General features: G+C 68.3%; 13 protein-coding genes. 8 read left to right on the top strand and 5 right to left on the bottom strand.

Annotation, left to right across the window (positions count from 1 at the left end; genetic code table 11):
• Nucleotides 1-26: 26 nt before the first annotated feature.
• Nucleotides 27-1211, bottom strand: coding sequence for a glycosyltransferase family 4 protein (locus tag PKD89_RS08295; RefSeq protein WP_012229222.1), 1185 nt, complete (start codon nt 1209-1211; stop codon nt 27-29).
• A 1088-nt stretch (nt 1212-2299) separates the two neighbouring features.
• Here PKD89_RS08295 and PKD89_RS08300 point away from each other — a divergent pair.
• The 5 genes from PKD89_RS08300 to PKD89_RS08320 are packed head-to-tail and all read left to right on the top strand — an operon-like array spanning nt 2300 to nt 8145.
• Nucleotides 2300-3694 carry a hypothetical protein gene (locus tag PKD89_RS08300; RefSeq protein WP_289011734.1) on the top strand — a complete coding sequence of 465 codons (1395 nt, stop codon included), beginning with the start codon at nt 2300-2302 and terminating at the stop codon, nt 3692-3694.
• A complete protein-coding gene (locus PKD89_RS08305; protein WP_012229225.1) occupies nt 3691-5475 on the top strand; it encodes a polysaccharide biosynthesis tyrosine autokinase in 1785 nt (594 codons plus the stop codon). The genes PKD89_RS08300 and PKD89_RS08305 overlap by 4 nt, the downstream gene beginning before the upstream one ends.
• Before the next feature lie 47 nt (nt 5476-5522).
• Nucleotides 5523-6308, top strand: a complete 786-nt coding sequence (locus tag PKD89_RS08310) for a polysaccharide deacetylase family protein (RefSeq protein WP_324332373.1) — start codon at nt 5523-5525, stop codon at nt 6306-6308.
• 29 nt (nt 6309-6337) lie between these two features.
• A complete protein-coding gene (locus tag PKD89_RS08315) occupies nt 6338-7474 on the top strand; it encodes a glycosyltransferase family 4 protein (protein WP_200865159.1) in 1137 nt (378 codons plus the stop codon).
• A gap of 11 nt (nt 7475-7485) precedes the next feature.
• The gene (locus PKD89_RS08320; RefSeq protein ID WP_289011733.1) at nt 7486-8145 is read left to right on the top strand and encodes a sugar transferase; all 660 of its coding nucleotides are present in this window, start codon (nt 7486-7488) and stop codon (nt 8143-8145) included.
• A gap of 17 nt (nt 8146-8162) precedes the next feature.
• On the opposite strand, the gene PKD89_RS08325 is transcribed toward PKD89_RS08320, so the two are convergent.
• Nucleotides 8163-8771 (bottom strand): hypothetical protein, encoded by a 609-nt coding sequence (locus PKD89_RS08325; RefSeq protein WP_289011732.1) that lies wholly within the window; start codon nt 8769-8771, stop codon nt 8163-8165.
• 328 nt (nt 8772-9099) lie between these two features.
• Here PKD89_RS08325 and PKD89_RS08330 point away from each other — a divergent pair, with 328 nt between their 5' ends.
• The 3 genes from PKD89_RS08330 (at nt 9100) to PKD89_RS08340 (ending at nt 13259) form a co-directional block, all read left to right on the top strand.
• Entirely contained in the window at nt 9100-11349 is a 2250-nt protein-coding gene (locus PKD89_RS08330) for a DUF4012 domain-containing protein (RefSeq protein WP_289011731.1), read from the top strand.
• A gap of 105 nt (nt 11350-11454) precedes the next feature.
• Complete coding sequence (locus tag PKD89_RS08335) at nt 11455-12468, top strand: NAD-dependent epimerase/dehydratase family protein (protein ID WP_289011730.1); 1014 nt, start codon at nt 11455-11457, stop codon at nt 12466-12468.
• Nucleotides 12469-12569: 101 nt separating this feature from the next.
• The gene (locus PKD89_RS08340; RefSeq protein WP_289011729.1) at nt 12570-13259 is read left to right on the top strand and encodes a hypothetical protein; all 690 of its coding nucleotides are present in this window, start codon (nt 12570-12572) and stop codon (nt 13257-13259) included.
• Nucleotides 13260-13346: 87 nt separating this feature from the next.
• Here the strand turns inward: PKD89_RS08340 and PKD89_RS08345 are convergent, their stop codons facing one another.
• Genes PKD89_RS08345 through PKD89_RS08355 form a run of 3 tightly spaced genes read right to left on the bottom strand, consistent with a single transcriptional unit; the run spans nt 13347 to nt 17262 of the window.
• Nucleotides 13347-14615, bottom strand: a complete 1269-nt coding sequence (locus PKD89_RS08345; RefSeq protein WP_289011728.1) for a nucleotide sugar dehydrogenase — start codon at nt 14613-14615, stop codon at nt 13347-13349.
• 32 nt (nt 14616-14647) lie between these two features.
• Nucleotides 14648-15832 carry an acetyl-CoA acetyltransferase gene (locus PKD89_RS08350; RefSeq protein WP_289011726.1) on the bottom strand — a complete coding sequence of 395 codons (1185 nt, stop codon included), beginning with the start codon at nt 15830-15832 and terminating at the stop codon, nt 14648-14650.
• Nucleotides 15829-17262, bottom strand: a complete 1434-nt coding sequence (locus PKD89_RS08355; RefSeq protein ID WP_287379211.1) for an OB-fold domain-containing protein — start codon at nt 17260-17262, stop codon at nt 15829-15831. The genes PKD89_RS08350 and PKD89_RS08355 overlap by 4 nt, the downstream gene beginning before the upstream one ends.
• Nucleotides 17263-17269 lie beyond the last annotated feature (7 nt).

Genomic DNA, 17269 nt, shown 5'->3' on the forward strand with positions numbered 1-17269 from the left:
TCTACCAGCTCGGGCACAGCAGAGCCCTACTGGCGAAGGTCAGACCGGTGGTTGCACCTCACTCGTGGGTTCAGCAGGCGGTGGTACAGATCGAAGAGCATTTCGGCCGTCCGTCGAGGAGTTCGGTGTTCCGCTACGGCAGCGCCTCGATCGGCTGCGTCAGACATTTCCAGGGGGCTCCGGCTTGCGATGAGGATGGCATCGACCAACGCCCGCCGGTCGTTTGGTTTGACCACCCACCCGCTGCGGTGCTCACGAACGGTTTCGCCAATGGGGCCAACCTTGGAGGCGATCACGGGAAGGCGCTGGGAGTAGGCGTCGTAGAGCACACCGCTCTGCGCGCTTATCGATGTGTACGGGAGCAGCACGCAGTGAGCTTGATCGTACAATTCTTGGCGTCGCTGGTTGGTCACGTACCCGATCTCCGCCGTCAAGTTTCCAAGTTCATCCGCTGCGGCCCGTACCGCGAGCTCCAGGTCGGGGTCGCCTCGACCTGCGACTACGAAGTCGATTCGAGAGGCGTGGCCCGACTGTCGGTCCAGGTCACGGATCGCTTCAATCAGGACCGGCAACCCCTTGTTGCTGCGGAGAGTGCCGAAGAACAGGAAGGTGACACGTCCGCGCGTTGTTCTTCGTGCCTGGCCGGGCGGTCGCACAGGCAAGGTGATCGGAAAGGGGATGGTGGCCACGCGATTCGGTTCGACGTTGAACTCCTCGACCAGTTGCCGCTTCAGATGGTCGTGGGCCACTACGAGTGCAGAACTCGCTCGATACCCGTGACCGAGCAACTGGGTCTCCAACCGATACGGAAACACCGAGTCGTGCGGCCGAACGTTGTGCACTGACTGGACAACGATCGGCGTCCGGCGTCGGAGCAGTGGGATGGCTGCCCAATCGGTGATCGGGTTGTAGGTGTGGAGGTGCAGGAGATCGAAATGCCCACGGCGCACCAATCGGCCACGTCTTATGCTCCGCTCCGCAGCGGTCCACCCTCTCAACGCTACCGTGTTGCTCCCTCTGCGTTCCGTGGCAGGGGGTGGGAGATCTCGAACCAGGGTGAAATCAGGGTGGCTTCGGGGCGTCAGCGGTTGACCGAATCGCTCCGAGATGCTCTGCACCGTGAGATCCAAGTTCGCGTGCCGCGCCAGCTCCTCTGCGAGAGCCATCTCGGCCGCGTTGTCAAAGGGGGCATACCAAAACACGCTGCTCACGTCGGCCTCTCAGATGGCGCTGCTGATGCGCCCGAGTACACTAGGCCGGTGAACGCCGCGCCAACCGGGAGTAGGTACGCAGCATTTCTGGAACAGGATTCAGTGAGAGGGAACCGATGCCAGGTGAAACGGAGTTTTGGGACAACGGGTACCTCGTTCGGAGGGGGGTCCTCGAGAAGGACCGAATTTTGGGTTATCGGCGCCAGATACTGGCGAATGACCTAGCGCCCGGAGACGTGCTCTCGTCCCCAGGGGTCGGGGAACTCGTTACCGATCCCGCAGTGGTGTCCTTGGTTGGCGATTTGCTCGGTGAAACACCTCAGTACTTTGGTGATAGCAACGTCTCCATACGGTCGACCGGCCGGGGCTATCACAAAGACAATGCGGACCGGTACGATCCATCGGCGCCGGATTGGCAGAGTTCCTATCCGATTCTCCGAATTGGGATCTACCTCCAGGACCATCACAGGCACTCGGGTGGTCTGAACGTGCGTGAGAGGTCTCATTTGGTTCCAAACGTCCGTGCAGGACGGACGCGCTACCTTGGCACCGAGGTTGGTGACGTGGTCGCATGGAACCTCAGGACAACCCATAGCGCAAACGGGGTCGTCATCCGCCCTGGGATCCCGTTGGCTGTCTCGCCTCGAGTCGCCGGTCGACTGCCAGGTTGGGTCACCTGCCAGCCAAAGGGTGAGCGTCTAGCCGTCTTCATTACTTATGGGGCGTCTGGTGCTCATTTGGACCGATATATTGACTACCTGCGATCTCGCACCTACCAGCGTTCCATTTGGAAGGACTGCGTGTGGACGCCCGAGGCGCGGAATCGGGCTGAAGCTTCTGGACTCGACCTCCTTGTGCCCTGGTCAGCGGGCTTGGCTAGTCCAGAATCGTTCGACGAGTATCATCAGCTCTCATACTGACGAGCGAATGGTGTCGGACGGCGTGAGATGGTCGATGCCCAAGTACCTGACTATCGGGGACATTGGGTCCACCAAAGCCACCCGAGGAGCCGTGAGCCTGTGCCTCGGATAAGAAGGAGCGAGGAATTCTGGGCAGTTACTGGGGGGCTCTTGGGGGTCTTTTTGGTTGTGGGCGCCGCTGCTGTCGGCCTTGACCGACTGGACTTTGAGGAATGGTCGGGGATTCTGACGCTGACTGCTCTCGTGGCAATGACGCTTCCGGTGCTCTCGTGGCTGTCCAGCAAAGAGGGCGATCAAAGCTTGATGCGGCTTCTCGTCTTCGGGATGATCGCCACCGTTGTGGGCGTCGTTGTCCGCTATTTCGTCGTGAAAGTGGTGTACAACGACGTTGCTGATGCTGGCGTCTACTCCGATGGCGCCGCTGAAATCGCCAAGCTGATGAAGAACGGCGTATTCACGAGCGTTCCTCCAAATCTCGAAGGCCGGCCACCAGAGACACAGCGGGTGGCGCTGGTGTTGTCCTTCTTCTACCTCGTAACTGGAGCATCTCGTTGGGCTGGAAGCGTAGTCTTCGCTTGGATGGCATTCGGCGGAAGGCTCCTGATGTGGCGAGCCCTGAAGCTTGCGGTGCCTGAGGCTGACCACAGGCGCTATCTGCTGCTGCTGCTGTTTTTCCCCTCTCTGCTGTACTGGCCAGCCTCGATCGGCAAGGAAGCGCTCATGATGCTGGCGCTCGGCGTGGTGTCCTATGGGGCGGCGTTGTTGCTGTCCGACAAGGTACGGGCAGGAAGCATCGTCGTGTTTGTTGGTGGCGTCGCTGGGCTGGTCGTCATCCGTCCTCACTATGGCGCACTGGCAGTTATGGCACTGGGGGTTGGGAGCCTGGTGGGAACCCTGCGGGGAGTAGGGGGTGGTGCCGGATTGCGGTCGACCTTGGTTCGAGTCGTGGCGTTGGGTGTGTTGTTGGTGGTGGCGGTGGTTGTCCTCAGCCAGACTGCGAGGTTCTTTGGCGGAGAGGGCAGTGAAGGCGGTCTCAGTAGTGCGCTGGAAAAGACCCTCGATCAGACCACTACGGGGGGCTCGAGCTTCGATCCGCCAGCCGTCGACACCCCCGTCAAACTCCCTGCGGGGGTGGCCACCGTGTTCTTCCGGCCGTTCGTTTGGGAGGCCGACAACGCCAGCACTGCGTTTGCGGCGCTCGAGAGTCTTGCGTTACTGGTGATGGTGGTGGCGGGTTGGAGACGATTGGCGGGAGGTGTCCGCCTGATGCTGCGACGGCCATACCTGGTCTATGTGCTGACCTTCTCAAGCGGGTTCATCGTCGCCTTCTCCTACATAGGGAACTTCGGGATCCTTGCTCGCCAGCGGACGGTGATGTTGGCGTTGATGTTGGCGCTTCTTGCCGCTCCGCCGCTAGCGAAGGGTAGGGGCTTGCTCTTGAGCCGACCCGCCCGTTCTGACGAGGAGGAGTCAGTGCCGGTAGCGTCGCCTGTTCAAGTCGGGGCGTCATCCATGGAGCTGGACGCCTCGACCATCCGGACAGCACGGAAAGTGACTACATGATCTCTACCAAAGTGACCGCCGTCTTGCGGCGTCGCTGGCCGATACTGGCCATCTCGCTCGTGGTTGGCCTGCTCGCTGGAGTTGTGTCGTCGCAGTTGGCACCCAGCGACATCGTGCAGCAGTACCGGGCCGAGCAGGTGGTGGTGGCCAACGCCTCTGGCACCGGGGGGGTCTCGGTTCAACAGGACAGCCTGAAGGTGACGCGCGGTGAGATTCCGACGATCGCTGCAGAGGCACTTGGGGACGGAGAGCGTGCGGACAAGCTTGCGGCCGACATGAAGGTGACGGTGGACACCGATAGCCAGTCGATCACTATCGCCAGCGTCGACGTTGACCCCGACCTGGCCGCACGGCGGGTGAACGAGGTGACCAAGGCGTTCTTGGACGTGACCAACGGTCAGCGTCAAGAAGCCGAACGGGTTCGTGTGCAGCAGTTGGAAGATGCTGCGGGAGCCGCCGAGATGGATCTGGTGGCATTTGATGAGAACTATCCCGATCTGACCGACCCGGATGCGCCAACGACCGACCCGGCAACGGGTGAGCCTGTGCCCGGCGCTGATGGCCCTGACCCGGCGTTGGTGGCGCAACGGCAGTCGCTGTCGGACGCAGCCGCTCAGGCGCGCTCCGAAGCGACGGTCCAGAAGGCCCAACTGGAATCGACCCAGCCCTACCAGACCTTGGGTGAACAGCAGCCGAAGCGGGACAAGCGCGGCGCCTTTGAGGTACCCAACAGCCTGCCGCTGCGGGCATCGTTCCTCGGGTTCTTTGGTTTGCTACTCGGAGCGATCCTGGCGCTGGTTCTGGAACGTCTGAATCGGCGGATCGATACCCGCCCAGAGTTGGCCGAGGCGTGCTCGTTGCCGATCATCGCCGAGGTCGGTTTCGTCGCCGAGAAGCGACGACCCACGTCGAACGGGGCTCTGGTGCTGACCGGCGTGTGGGCCGAGGCGTATCGACGGGTTCGATCGGCCATGCAGTTTGTTCACGAGCGCGGGACCCTTGTTGCGACCAACGACGGGTCGCACGTCACTGAGGCGACCAAGGTTGGGGTAGACGGGGCGGAACGCGGCGGCGTGTTTATGTTCACCTCGACAGCACCTGGGGAAGGGAAGACCACCTCGGCGGCGCTGACCGCCCAGGCGATGGCCGAGGTTGGTGTGCGGACGCTGCTGGTTGGGGCCGACTTCCGTCGGCCGACGTTGGCCGGCGTGATGGGCGTGGAGCCCGGAGCGACGATCGCCGACCTGACCGGTCCGGCAGAGAACCGCCCGACTGTGGATCAGGTGGTGCGGCCCACCAAGTTCACCAACCTGTACCTGGCGCTGTCGGGACAGCCCACGCGCGACGTGAGCGAGCTGATCGCCGCAACCCGCCAGTTGGTTAGCCAGGCCGCAGCGCAGAACGCCACGGTGATCATCGACACGAGCCCGCTGAACGCCTCCAGCGATGCGTTGGACCTGTTGCCGGTGGTGGACCACGTGATCATGGTGGTCCGCTCGGGCCGAAGCACCGAGAACGATTTGGTGGAGTCGGTGGATGCGCTGGAGCGCGTGGGTGCCAACGTGATGGGCACGCTGTTGGTGGGCACACCCAACGCTGGGCGACGTCAGGCCTACTACTACGACTACTACTCGGTTGAGGGATTGGATGGGCCCGGCGACCCGTCGAAGCCGGTTGAGGCCGAGGGATCCTTCAGCGCAACCGGGCCGTCCAAGCAGACCAACGGCGCGACCCTGCCGGACGCGTCGGCTCAAACCGACGAGGTGGGCAGCGCGCCTTGATCGCCGCTGGCCGCAAACAGGCCCTCGCGGGTGCTGCTCGGCGCGGCTTGAAGCGCTTCGCCGGGGTCGCCGATGCGGTGTTGCCGACCTCCGGGCTGGTGGTGCTGGCCTACCACCGGGTTGGCGGCGAAGGCACCTCGCAGATGGACCTGCCACTCGATCGGTTTCGAGATCAGATGGCCCGGCTGGCTGACACCGCCAGGGTGCTGAGCCTGGACCAGGCGCTCGACGAGTTTGCGGCCGAACGTACCGGCTCGGATCCCGCCGTGGCGCTGACGTTTGACGACGGCACCGCCGACTTCGCCGAGCACGTCGTTGGCGTCCTCGACGAGTTCGAGCTTCCGGCGACGGTGTACGTGGCAACCGAGCCGGTGCTGACCGGGGAACGGTGGCCCGACGGCGCCGCACCGCTGAGCGCCGAGGCACTCACCGAGGTGTCGGGCCACCGGTTGGTGACCATCGGGTGCCACACGCACGCCCACCTGCTGTTGGACCGGGAGCGGCCCTCGGGGGTGGCGGCCGACCTGGATCGGTCGATCGAGGTGCTGACCGAGCTGACGGGAAGCCCGCCGGAGCATTTTGCCTACCCGAAGGCGCTGGCGCCTTCGCTTCAGAACGACGCCCTGGTGCGCGAGCGGTTCGTCTCGGCTGCTGTGGCCGGGACTCGACCCAACCGGGTGGGGCGAACCGACCCGTATCGGTTGGCCCGGTCGCCGATTCAACGCTCGGACACCCCACGGGACGTGGCCCACAAGTTTGCCGGCGGCATGCGCCTGGAGGACGACGTGCGTCGCCTGGTGCAACGCGTGACCTACCGGGCGGCGCGTACATGAGTCGCGCTGGGGCACCAATGGTGCTGCACGTGACCACCACGGACATCAGCCTGGAGCTGTTGTTGGGCCCGCAGCTGGAGGCCTTTGCCTCCGCCGGGTGGGACGTGATCGGCGCGTCGGCGCTGGGGGAGCACGTGGCTGCCTTGGAGGCTCGGGGGATCCGCCACGTTTCCGTCGAACACCTGACCCGCAGCATGGACCCGCGAGCCGACCTGCGTGCGGCACGCGAGCTGTATCGGCTGTTCAAGCGCTTGGAACCCGATGTGGTGCATACCCACAACCCAAAACCAGGCTGGCTCGGTCGCCCGGCGGCCCGGGCGGCCCGCGTGCCGGCGGTGGTCAACACGGTGCATGGGCTGTACGCCCAGCCGACCGATGGCCTGGCGATGCGCAGCGTGGTGCGGGTGCTGGAACGAGGGGCTGCGACGTGCTCGCATGCCGAGCTGATCCAGAACCCCGAGGACACGGCCACGCTGGCCCGGTGGGGCGTTCCGGAGCGCCGCCTGTTCAACCTGGGCAACGGCATCGACCTAGGGCGGTTTGACCGACGCGAGGCGATGGCGGGGGAGCGCCGCGAGCTACGCGCTGAGTGGGGGGTGTCCGACAAGACGCCGGTGGTGGTGACCGTCGGTCGGCTGGTGGCCGAGAAGGGCTTCCGAGAGCTGTTCGAGGCCCACCGTCGGCTGCGGCGAAGCGGCTCGAACCACGAGCTGGTGGTGGTGGGGCCGACCGAGGCCGGGAAGGCCGACGGCCTGACCGAGGCTGAGGTGGCCGAGGCCACCGCCGACGGGGTTCGCCTGGTGGGCTTCAGCGACCGACCCGAGCGGTACTACGCCGCCGGGGACGTGTTTGTGTTGGCGTCGCATCGCGAGGGGTTTCCGCGTGCTGCCATGGAGGCCTCGGCGATGGGGCTGCCCGTGATCGCCACCGACATCCGCGGGTGTCGTCAGGTGGTGGACGACGGCGTCACCGGTCTGTTGGTGCCGGTGAACGATGCGGCCGCGTTGGAGGCTGCGCTCCGAACGCTGCTGGACGATCCCGTCCGGCGAGGCGTGATGGGAGCGGCCGCTGCGCAGCGGGCACGAGACCGGTTTGACCAGCAGAACCAGATCGACCTGACGCTGGAAACCTACCGTCGGCTGTTGCCCAAACGCGCTCCGTCGTGAAGACTGCGACGGTGGGGTTCCCGGTTGAGGTTGCGACGAACAGCGTGTTGGCGCCGCCCGACCTGGGCGCGCTGCCCGCCGCACGGCCCTACCGGCTGCAGCGGGCGCTCGACTGGGTGGTGCTGATCGCGTGTTCGCCGGTGCTGGTGCCGGTCGGGCTGCTGATCGGGCTGGTCGTGGCGTTGACGTCGCGGGGCCCGGTGCTGTTTCTGCAGGAGCGGGTGGGGCTCGATGGGCGGACGTTCCAGGTGTACAAGTTTCGCAGCATGGTGAACGGCGACAACCCGCTGGTGCCCGACCCCACCCGAATCACCCGAGTGGGCGCGGTGCTGCGCCGCTGGTCGCTGGACGAGCTGCCACAGCTGCTGAACGTGGCGAAGGGCGAGATGAGCGTGGTGGGCCCTCGGCCCACCGTGGCCTCGCAGGTGGAGCGCTACACCCAGGACCAGGCCAGACGGCTGACCGTACGTCCGGGATTGACCGGTCTGGCGCAGGTGTCGGGACGAAACTCGCTGGCGTGGGCCGACCGCATCGAGCTGGACCTGGCCTACGTCGAGACCCGGTCGCTCCGTCGGGACGTGGGCATTCTGGTTCGCACGGTGTCGACCGTGCTGACCGGCGACGGCGCCGAAGGCCACGACGCCGCCGACCCGATGTTGAGGGAAGGCTGAGTTCACCGACTGAGCCGCTACCCCGACCGTTTTCCGAACAGCCCGTCGAGGGTGGCCTCGATGAGGTGTTCGAGCTGCTTGGCAGTTCGCCGGTAGTGGAGGTTCCAGCGACCCATCGGGTCGGCGATGTCGGCGCTGTCATCGTCGACCAGGATTCTGGCGGGGTCTCGTGCGTCGTGGGCGAGGGCGATGCGATGTTGGGCCCGCTGTGTCGGGGTGGCATCGGCATCCGCTGGCTGGGCGGTCACCGCTTTGAGCAGCGTCGGGAACTCGCCCAGGGTGAACGAGCGGCTGATGGCGCCCGGCTTGGTCTGGTAGACGTCGGCCAGGTGCGCGCGTTCCATGACCAGCACCAGGTGGGCGTGATCCAACGTGTCGGGGTCGGTTGGGGCGCTGGTGTGACCCCGCAGGTCGATGCCGCGTTTGGCCAGGGCCGCCACCGCACCCGGTGAGGCCTCGAACGAGCCGCCCAGGCGCCCGGACGACACGACCTCGGCGTCGATCTGACGGCGGGCCAACGACTGGCGGGCCAGGTACTCGGCCATCGGCGACCGGCAGCGGTTGGCGGTGCACACGAACAGCAGGCGAAACGGCTCGGCTGCGTGATCGTGTGGGGTGGGGCCCATCGCGAGATCATCCCACGTTGGCGCGCTGGTAGCGTTGCCGGTCCGCCCGAACCACCATCGAGACCGTTGGAGACCTCCCCACGTGGCATCGAAGCGACAGCGCAGATCGTCACGTCGAGGGTCGGGTCCAGGTGAGGTTCCTCTGAACGACGACCCACCCTTTGAGTGGGCGGACCTCACGGCGCCCGGGCCCGACGACGCGGCCGTGCCGGATGCGGGCCGGCCGGGGAGCGGGGCCGAACCCGCCGGTCCGACGGGTGGGTCGCGGTTTGGGTCGGCGGCCACGGGTGCACCGCCGGCCGTGCCCGGCGGGGACGGGAAGCGTCGGGTGGCACGGCGGGCCAAGGCCACTACCGGCCCCCGGGTGGTGGCTGGCGTGGTGGTGGTGACGGTGATCGGTGCGTTGGTGGCGGCGCTGTGGACCGGCTCGGTGGCGCCGACCGGCAACGGGGGAGTGGACGCGCTGGAGCGGGCGTTGCTGGTGGCGGTCGGGGCGCTGGCTGGCTCGCGAGCCCGGCGCTGGCCGATGTTTGTGATCGCCGCGCTGGCGGCGGTGTTGGCCGAGGGGGTTGGGCTGGCGCTGGCGTTGGGTGGCGTCGCCGCGGCGACGGCGCTGCTGACGATCGACCGGCGCAACCGCGTGGTGGGGGCCGTCGCCGGGGCGGCGGTGACGCTGAGCCTGATGGAGCTTCGTCCGGTGGGGCCGCTGGGCTTCACCGTGCTGATCGGCGCGGTGCTGTACCTGGCGATGTGTGTCTCGGGCTACCAGCGCCTGAGCGGTGTGGGGCAGCGACGTGCCCGGTGGGCCGTCGCCGGGGTAGGGGCGTTTGTGGTGATCGGCCTGGCGGTGGCCGGGGTGGTTGCGCTGGGGGCACGAAACTCGGTGGAGACCGCAGTGGACGACACCCGGCGGGGTGCAGCGGCGGTGCGCGACGGGGAGACCGGCGGTGCCACCGAGCTGCTGAACGAGGCGTCGGCCGGATTCGAGGACGTGTCGACCCGGTTGGGGGCGGTGTGGCTGTTTCCGGCCCGCATGGTGCCGGGGGTGGCCCAGAACGTGGACGCGTTGCGTGCCGGTGCGGACATGGGCAGCGACCTCAACGGCAGCGCCGCGTTTGCGGCCACGTCGGTGGACTACCAGGCGCTGCGCCAGGAGGGCGGGGGCGTCAACCTGGCCCAGCTGAAGGCCACCGAGGTGCCGGTGGGGGCGCTGGCGTCGTCGCTGGACGCCGCGGTGGACGGGTTGGCCGGCATCGAATCGCCGTGGGTGGTGGCGCCGCTGCGCACCCGACTGGACGAGGTGGCCGCCGAGGTTGACGACCTGGCAGCGGAGACCGAGCTGGCGCGGCTGGCGCTGGCCGACGCCCCGGCGCTGTTGGGTGCGGACGGGCCGCGGCGCTATCTGGTGATGGTGGCCAACCCGGCGGAGGGGCGCGACTTCGGCGGCTTCATGGGCGGTTGGGCGCTGCTGTTGGTGAACGACGGGGCGATCGACCTGGAGGACTCCGGGACGCCCCGCGAGCTGTATGGGCCGACCGGCGACCGGCAACCGCCTTTGCCGCAGAGCGACTATCCACCCGCGTTCATGGACATGGCGCCGGGACGGTTCACCCAGAACTGGACGTCGTCGGTGGACCTCGACGTGGTGGCCGCCGCGGCGACCAACCTGCTGGAGGCCAACGGCCGGGGGAAGATCGACGGGGTGATCTACGCCGATCCGGCCGCATTGGCCGAGTTTGTCGCCCTCACCGGGCCGATCCCGGTGCCGGGCACGGTCGCCGAGATCAACGCCACCAACACCGAGGCGTTCTTCACCCGGGACCAGTTTCAGGTGCTGAGCCAGGACGAGGCGGGCGACGAGGCGATCGGTGACCTCACCGGCGAGATCTTCGACCGTTTGGGATCGGCCGACCTGCCCGGCCCGCGCGCCCTGGGCGACGCCTTCGGTCCGCTGGTGCGCGACGGTCACCTGGCGATGGCAACCGGCGAGGACGGCGACCGGGCCCTGCTCGACCGGCTGGGGCTGAGCGCACCGCTGCCCCAGACGAACGGCGACCTGCTGGCGATCGTGGAGCGCAACAAGGCGCCCAACAAACTGGACGTGTTTCTGACGCGAAGCCACGCCTACGACGTGGCCTGGAGCTCGGACACCGGCGCCCGCACCGCCACGCTGAGCTCGACCTACACCAACGACGTGGCCGATCCGGCCCGGCTGCCGCCGGTGGTGGTGGGCAACCAGACCGACGCTCCGGCGGGAACCCAGATCCGCGAGGTGTCGGTGTTGAGCCCCTCACGCAACGCAAGTCTGGAGGTGGACGGCGAGCGGACCCCGTCTCGCCTGGCGCTGGAGGAGGGCCTCTACCGCCACAGCGTGAGCGTGGAGATCCCGCCCGGGGGCACCGTGGAGCTGCGCTGGCGCCTGGAGGGCACCCTTCCCAGCGGGCCCTACGACCTGACCCTGGTGCGGCCCGCCAACGCTGGGACCAGCGACACCACCGTGGTGGTGCGCGACCTGGACCGCACCGTGATCGACCAAACGGTGGAGCCCGGGCGGACCGTTCGTCTCAGCGGCGGGTAGCCGTCGGGATTGCGGCCGCCGTTGGTGGGTGCGAAACACTGTTCGCTGTTCCCGTCACCTTCAGCCAGCGATCGCTCGCTCCCCGAGCAGCAGAGGACCCGCCCCATGCATGAGACCACCGGCCCACGACACGACCAGCATGTGCTGGTGACCGGCGGGGCGGGCTTCATCGGCTCGAACCTGGCCGAACGGTTGGTTGCCGACGAACGGGTGGTGCGGGTGATCGTGCTGGACGACCTGTCGACCGGCCGTCGGGACAACCTGGACGGGGTCGGCGGCCAGGACACCACGGTGGACCTGGTGGAGGGCTCGGTGCTGGACGAGGCGCTGGTGACCCGTCTGGTGGCCGAGGCCACCGCGGTGGTGCACCTGGCGGCCATCCCGTCGGTGCCGCGTTCGGTGGACCTGCCCCGGCCGTCGATGACCACCAACGTGGACGGCACGGTGAACGTGCTGGAGGCGATCCGCTCGGCCGGGGGGCGGCCGCTGGTGTTTGCGTCGTCGTCGTCGGTGTACGGGGCGGCCGAGGTGCTGCCCAAGACGATCGACCTGGCCCCGGCGCCGCTGAGCCCCTATGCGGTGTCGAAGCTGGCGGGGGAGTCGGCCGTGCTGGCCTGGCGGCACTGCTACGGCTTTCCGGCCGTGCCGTTTCGGTTCTTCAACGTCTATGGGCCCCGCCAGCGGGCGGGTGACGCCTATGCGGCCGCGATCCCGGCGTTTCTCGACGCCGCCCTGGCCGGCCGGCCGATCCCGGTGAACGGCGACGGGATGCAGAGCCGCGACTTCACCTACGTGGGCGACGTCACCGACGTGCTGGCCGAGGTGGCCCTCGGCGGCCTGGACTCGGCCCGGCCGGTGAACCTGGCCTTCGGCCGCCGCTGGACGCTGCTGGACGTGATCGCCGAGCTGGAGACGCTGTTGAGCCGTGGCCTGGAGGTGGCCTTTGGCCCGGACCGCCCCGGCGACGTGCCCCACAGCCAGGCCGACCCCAGCGGGCTGGAGGCGCTGATGGGCCCCCGCGAGGCGATCGACCTGGCCGAGGGACTGGGCCGAACGGCCCAGTGGTGGGGGGCCGAGGGTACCGATTCGAGCGTTGCTCGGGCACCATCGACGACGTAGACGAACGAGCACGAGAGAAACCTGTTCACCCAAGCGTGACAATGACAGTGAACACCCGATATGCTGCGTCACGTTGCCACTACCGGAGGAAAGCTATGACGATGTCTCGCACGGGACCGACCAAGCGAGTGGGAGCGATGGGTATCGTCGTCGCTGCGCTGGGATTGCTGCTGGGCATGGCCCTCGTGGCGCCCGCCGGCGCCCAGGACGATCCCTATACCGGTGTCGAGAGCCTCGACCTCGCTGAGTGCCCCGAATTTGTACCCGGCCTGACCCTGGTGTCCGGCGAGGTGGCCCCCGGATCCGACTTCGTGGTCGGCGGCGACGGCTACGCCGCCAACGCCCCGATCAACCTGTACGTCTGTTCCACGCCGATCAAGGTGGGCACCGGCACCGCCGACGCCAGCGGCGCCTTTACGGCCCCCGGCTCGATCCCGGCCGACCTCGAGGCAGGCGGGCACGACCTGTTCGCCTACGGCATCGGTGCCGACGGCGAACCCCGCCTGATCGGTCTGCAGTTCGACGTCGAGGAGACGCCGTCGACGCCGAGCCCGCCCTCGCCTCCCGGTACCCCCACTGGGGGAACGACCGGCACGCCAACCGGTGGAACCACGGGCACGCCAACCGGCGGAACCACGGGTACGACCGGCGCAGGCACCCCCGGTGGGGCGGGCACGCCGCTGGCCCGCACCGGCTTCGGCGCCACGCTTCCCTCGCTGTTGGCTACTGCGCTGGTGGTCGGTGGCGGCCTGCTGATGATCACTGTCGCACGGCGTCGCCGAACCAACTGATCGGTTCGATCGAGTAATGCAAGGCGCATCGCCACGTTGGGCTTCGGCCCGACGAGGCGGTGCGCCTTGTTCGCGTCCGGGTGAGCGCTACAGCCGTTCGACGTTGGCGGCGGCCGGGGCTGCCGAGGTGCAGTCGAGCACCCACGGGGCCGCAGTAACGATCGCTTCGAGATCGAAGTCGCCGTGGGGCACGAGCACGACGACCGCATCGGTCGTCCGTGCGGCCTGCTCGAGCGCCTGCGGGTCGTGTTCGACGACCTCGACGCCGTCGGGGAACTGCTCCAGGGGCACGTGGGGGTCGGCCACCGTGACCCGGGCGCCCAGCGACAGCAGCCCGGCCACGATCGCCCGGGTGGGCGTCTCGCGGGCGTCGGAGGTGTCGGCCTTGTAGGCCAGGCCGCACAGCAGCACGTTGCGGCCCCGCACGGCCAGCTCGCGGTCGTTGAGACCGGCCTGGATGCGGCGCACGACGTAGTCGGGCATGTGGTCGTTGACGTCGTTGGCCAGCTCGACAAAGCGAAACGACGTGCCCAAACGGCGTCGCACCCGCCACGATAGGTAGGTGGGATCGATCGGCAGGCAGTGCCCGCCGACGCCGGGGCCGGGGCGGAACGACATGAAGCCGAACGGCTTGGTTGCCGCGGCGGTGACCGCATCGCCGATGTCGATGTCGAGGTCGTGGGCAAACATGGCCAGCTCGTTGACCAGCGCGATGTTGACGTGGCGAAACGTGTTCTCGAGCAGCTTGGTGAGCTCGGCCACCTCGGTGGAGCCCACCGGCACCACCGTGTCGACGAAGGCACCGTAGAACGCGGCCACCGCATCGGTGGAGCGCTGATCGATGCCGCCCACCACCTTGGGCGTGTTCTCCAGCCGCCAGGTGCGGTTGCCCGGGTCGATCCGCTCCGGGCTGTAGCCCAGGTGGAAGTCGATACCGGCCCGCAGCCCGCTCTTGGCCTCGAGGATGGGGCCCACCACCTCGGTGGTGGTCCCCGGCCAGGTGGTCGACTCCAGCACCACCAGCCCGCCGGTGCGCAGCAGGCCCCCCACCATGGCGGCCGCAGCCTCGACGGCACCCAGGTCGGGCGCACCGTCGGTGAGCGGGGTCGGCACGGTGATGACCGCCACGTCGAAGTCGTCCAGCTCGACGGCGCTCGACACCGCCCGGTAGCGGCCGCTGTCGAGCGCGGCCCGCACGGTGGACGGGGCAATGTCCTCCACGTGGGATCCACCGGCTGCCAACGTGCCGGTCTTGTTGACATCGGTGTCGAACCCGGTGACGTGGAAGCCGGCGTCGACCGCCGCCATCGACACGGGCAGCCCGACATAGCCCTGGCCGACGAGCAGTACCTTCATGGGGGGGTCCTCTGTGTGTTAAACGCCGGGTGTTAGACGCCGAAGATGCCGACGAAGGCGACCATCTCGCCCGGGTAGCCACCCAGGTTGTGGGTGAGGCCCAGGCCCCGATCGGCGGTGGAGATGCGGCGATCCTCCGGGGCCTCGCCCCGCAGCTGCAACCACAGCTCGTAGATCATGCGCAGACCGGAGGCACCGACGGGATGGCCGAAGCTTTTGAGGCCGCCGTCGGAGTTGACCGGCAGGTCGCCCTTCAGGTCGAACACGCCGTCGGTGACGTCGGTGTAGGCCTCGCCCCGCTTGGAGAAGCCCAGGTCCTCCATCAGCACCAGCTCGGTGGGCGTGAAGCAGTCGTGCACCTCGGCCATCGCCAGCTCGGTGCGGGGATCGGTGATGCCCGCCTGGGCGTAGGCGTCCTCGCCGGCGGCCACGCACTCGGGGAACGTCGTGTAGTCGTAGTCGGGGTCCAGCAGACCAGAGCCGTTGCCGGCGACCAGGCTGAGCGCCTTGATGTACAGCGGGTTGTCGCAGTACTTGTGCGCATCCTCGGCCCGCACGATCATCGCCGCGGAGGACCCGTCGGCCACGCCGGCGCAGTCGAACACGCCGAGGCGCCCGGCCACGGCGGGCATGGCGCAGATGGCGTCGACGTCCATCTCCTTACGGAACTGGGCCAGCGGGTTGCGGGCGCCGTTGTAATGGTTTTTCGAGGCGATCGTGGCCAGCACGCGGCGCAGATCGTCCTCGTCGATGCCGTAGCGGCGGGCGTACGCGGGCGCCACCAGCGAGAACATGGCGGCGGCGGTGAGGGTGCGCTGGGTGCCGTCGGTGGGGTACGGGAAAGCGTTGAGGCCCTGATAGCCGCCGTCCTTCACCTTCTCGACCCCGACGGCCAGCGCGGTGTCGTAGGCGCCGGAGGCGACCGCGTAGGCGGCGTTGCGCAATGCTTCGGAGCCGGTGGCGCAGTAGTTCTCCACCCGGCTGACCGGCTTGCCCTCCAGCTTGAGCGGCCCGGCGGCCATCATGCCCGAGGCGCCCGACTGGGAGGTGCCCAGCCAGTAGGCGTCGATGTCGTTGGGAACCAGGCCCACCGCAGCGGTGGTCTGGGTGACCGCGTCCACCAGCAGGTCGTCTGCGCCCTTGTCCCAATGCTCCTTGAAGGGGGTGCAGCCCATCGACACGATGGCGACCTGGTCGGAGATGCCGTGCGAACTCATGATTGCGCTCCCGCTTGCTCGCCGGTTCTGACCAGGCGGCCCTTCCAGAAGTAGTTGGCGATGCCCTCGGCCATGTTGAGCCGACGGAACGTCATCTCCACCTTGGAGCCGACCTCGACCTCGTCCGGGCGGCAGTCGGTGAGCTCCACCGGCAGACGGCCGCCGCCATCGAAGTCGACGACCGCAAACACCACCGGCGGCGACATGGAGTACACCAGCTTGTCGACCGTGAACGTCACCACGGTGGCCTGCACGTCGGCCATCGGTGCCGGCTCCATGTCGTCGAGGGCCTGGCCCTTGAACGACACCCGGGCCGGGGGCAGGTGCAGGGCGCCGCTGCTGCGGTCGCGGCTGCCGACAAAGCCGTACTTCCAGTCGGCGTGCCGTGCGGCGGCGGAGGCCGACGGGCGGTTGGGCGGGGGACGGTTGGGCGGCTGCTGGGTGAGCACGCCGCGCCACGCCATGAACCGGGAGTAGGCGAGGCCGTCGTCGCCGGTGGCCACCTGCTCGGCAATGGTGCGGCGGTCGCTGTGCTCGGCTGTGGAGCCGGTCGCCCGGAAGGCGACGGCGTCGGCGCCGTCGGCCAGGTGCAACACGACAATCGTGGCGCCGGCCGGGTGGCGTTCGAGGGCATCGATGAGGCGCAGCAGCGGGTGGGTGCCGCCGGTGTTGCCGACGGTCGAGGCCAGCGGATCGGCGTCGGCCCCCACCTTGCGGCCGACCGCTTTGACCGCCCGGCCGGAGCAGCCGGTGACGATCAGCTCGGCGACGTCGCCACGGGGCAGGCCCAGGTCTTCGAGCAGCGCGTTGAGCGCTCCCAACGCGGCGGCGGTGAGCTCGCCCTCGCCGAAGCGCTCCTCCCAGGCCCGGGTGTTGGTCTCGTCGGGAAGGCGCCAACGATCGAGGAACTCCCGCGAGGCGCTGGCCGACCCGAGAAACTCGGCGAGCAGCGGGCCGTCGGATTCGTCGCCCAGCAGCAGCGCAGCGCCGGCGTCGCCGCCATCCACCTCGTCGGGCGATCCGGGCAGGCCCGTGCGAATGTCGGCTGCGGCCACCAGCACCCGCTGGGTGCTGCGGGCGGCGGCCACCAGGGCGCCCAGGCCGGAGCGGGCGGCGCCGCCGAAGTCGAGGGCGGGGACGGACTCGTCAAGTCGCAGCGCGGCGTGGATCACCCCGGCGTTGGACTTCTCCAGGTAGGTCGGCTCGGCCGTGGCGAACCACAGCGTTTCAGGTTGCAGCGCCTCCGGTGCTCCGGCCGCTGTTACGAGCGCCTGGCGGCCGGCTGCGACCGCCAGCGTGGAGGTGTCCTCGTCGAAGGACGCCACCGATCGGGTGCCGTTGGCACCGCCGGAGCCGAGGAACGACCCGATGGCGGAGCGTTGAAGACGGGAATGGGGGACCGAAGCCCCGAAGGAGAGAATGCCTCGCACGCCGGGA

This window comes from Candidatus Neomicrothrix sp. (assembly GCF_035329545.1).
GTDB lineage: Bacteria > Actinomycetota > Acidimicrobiia > Acidimicrobiales > Microtrichaceae > Microthrix > Microthrix subdominans.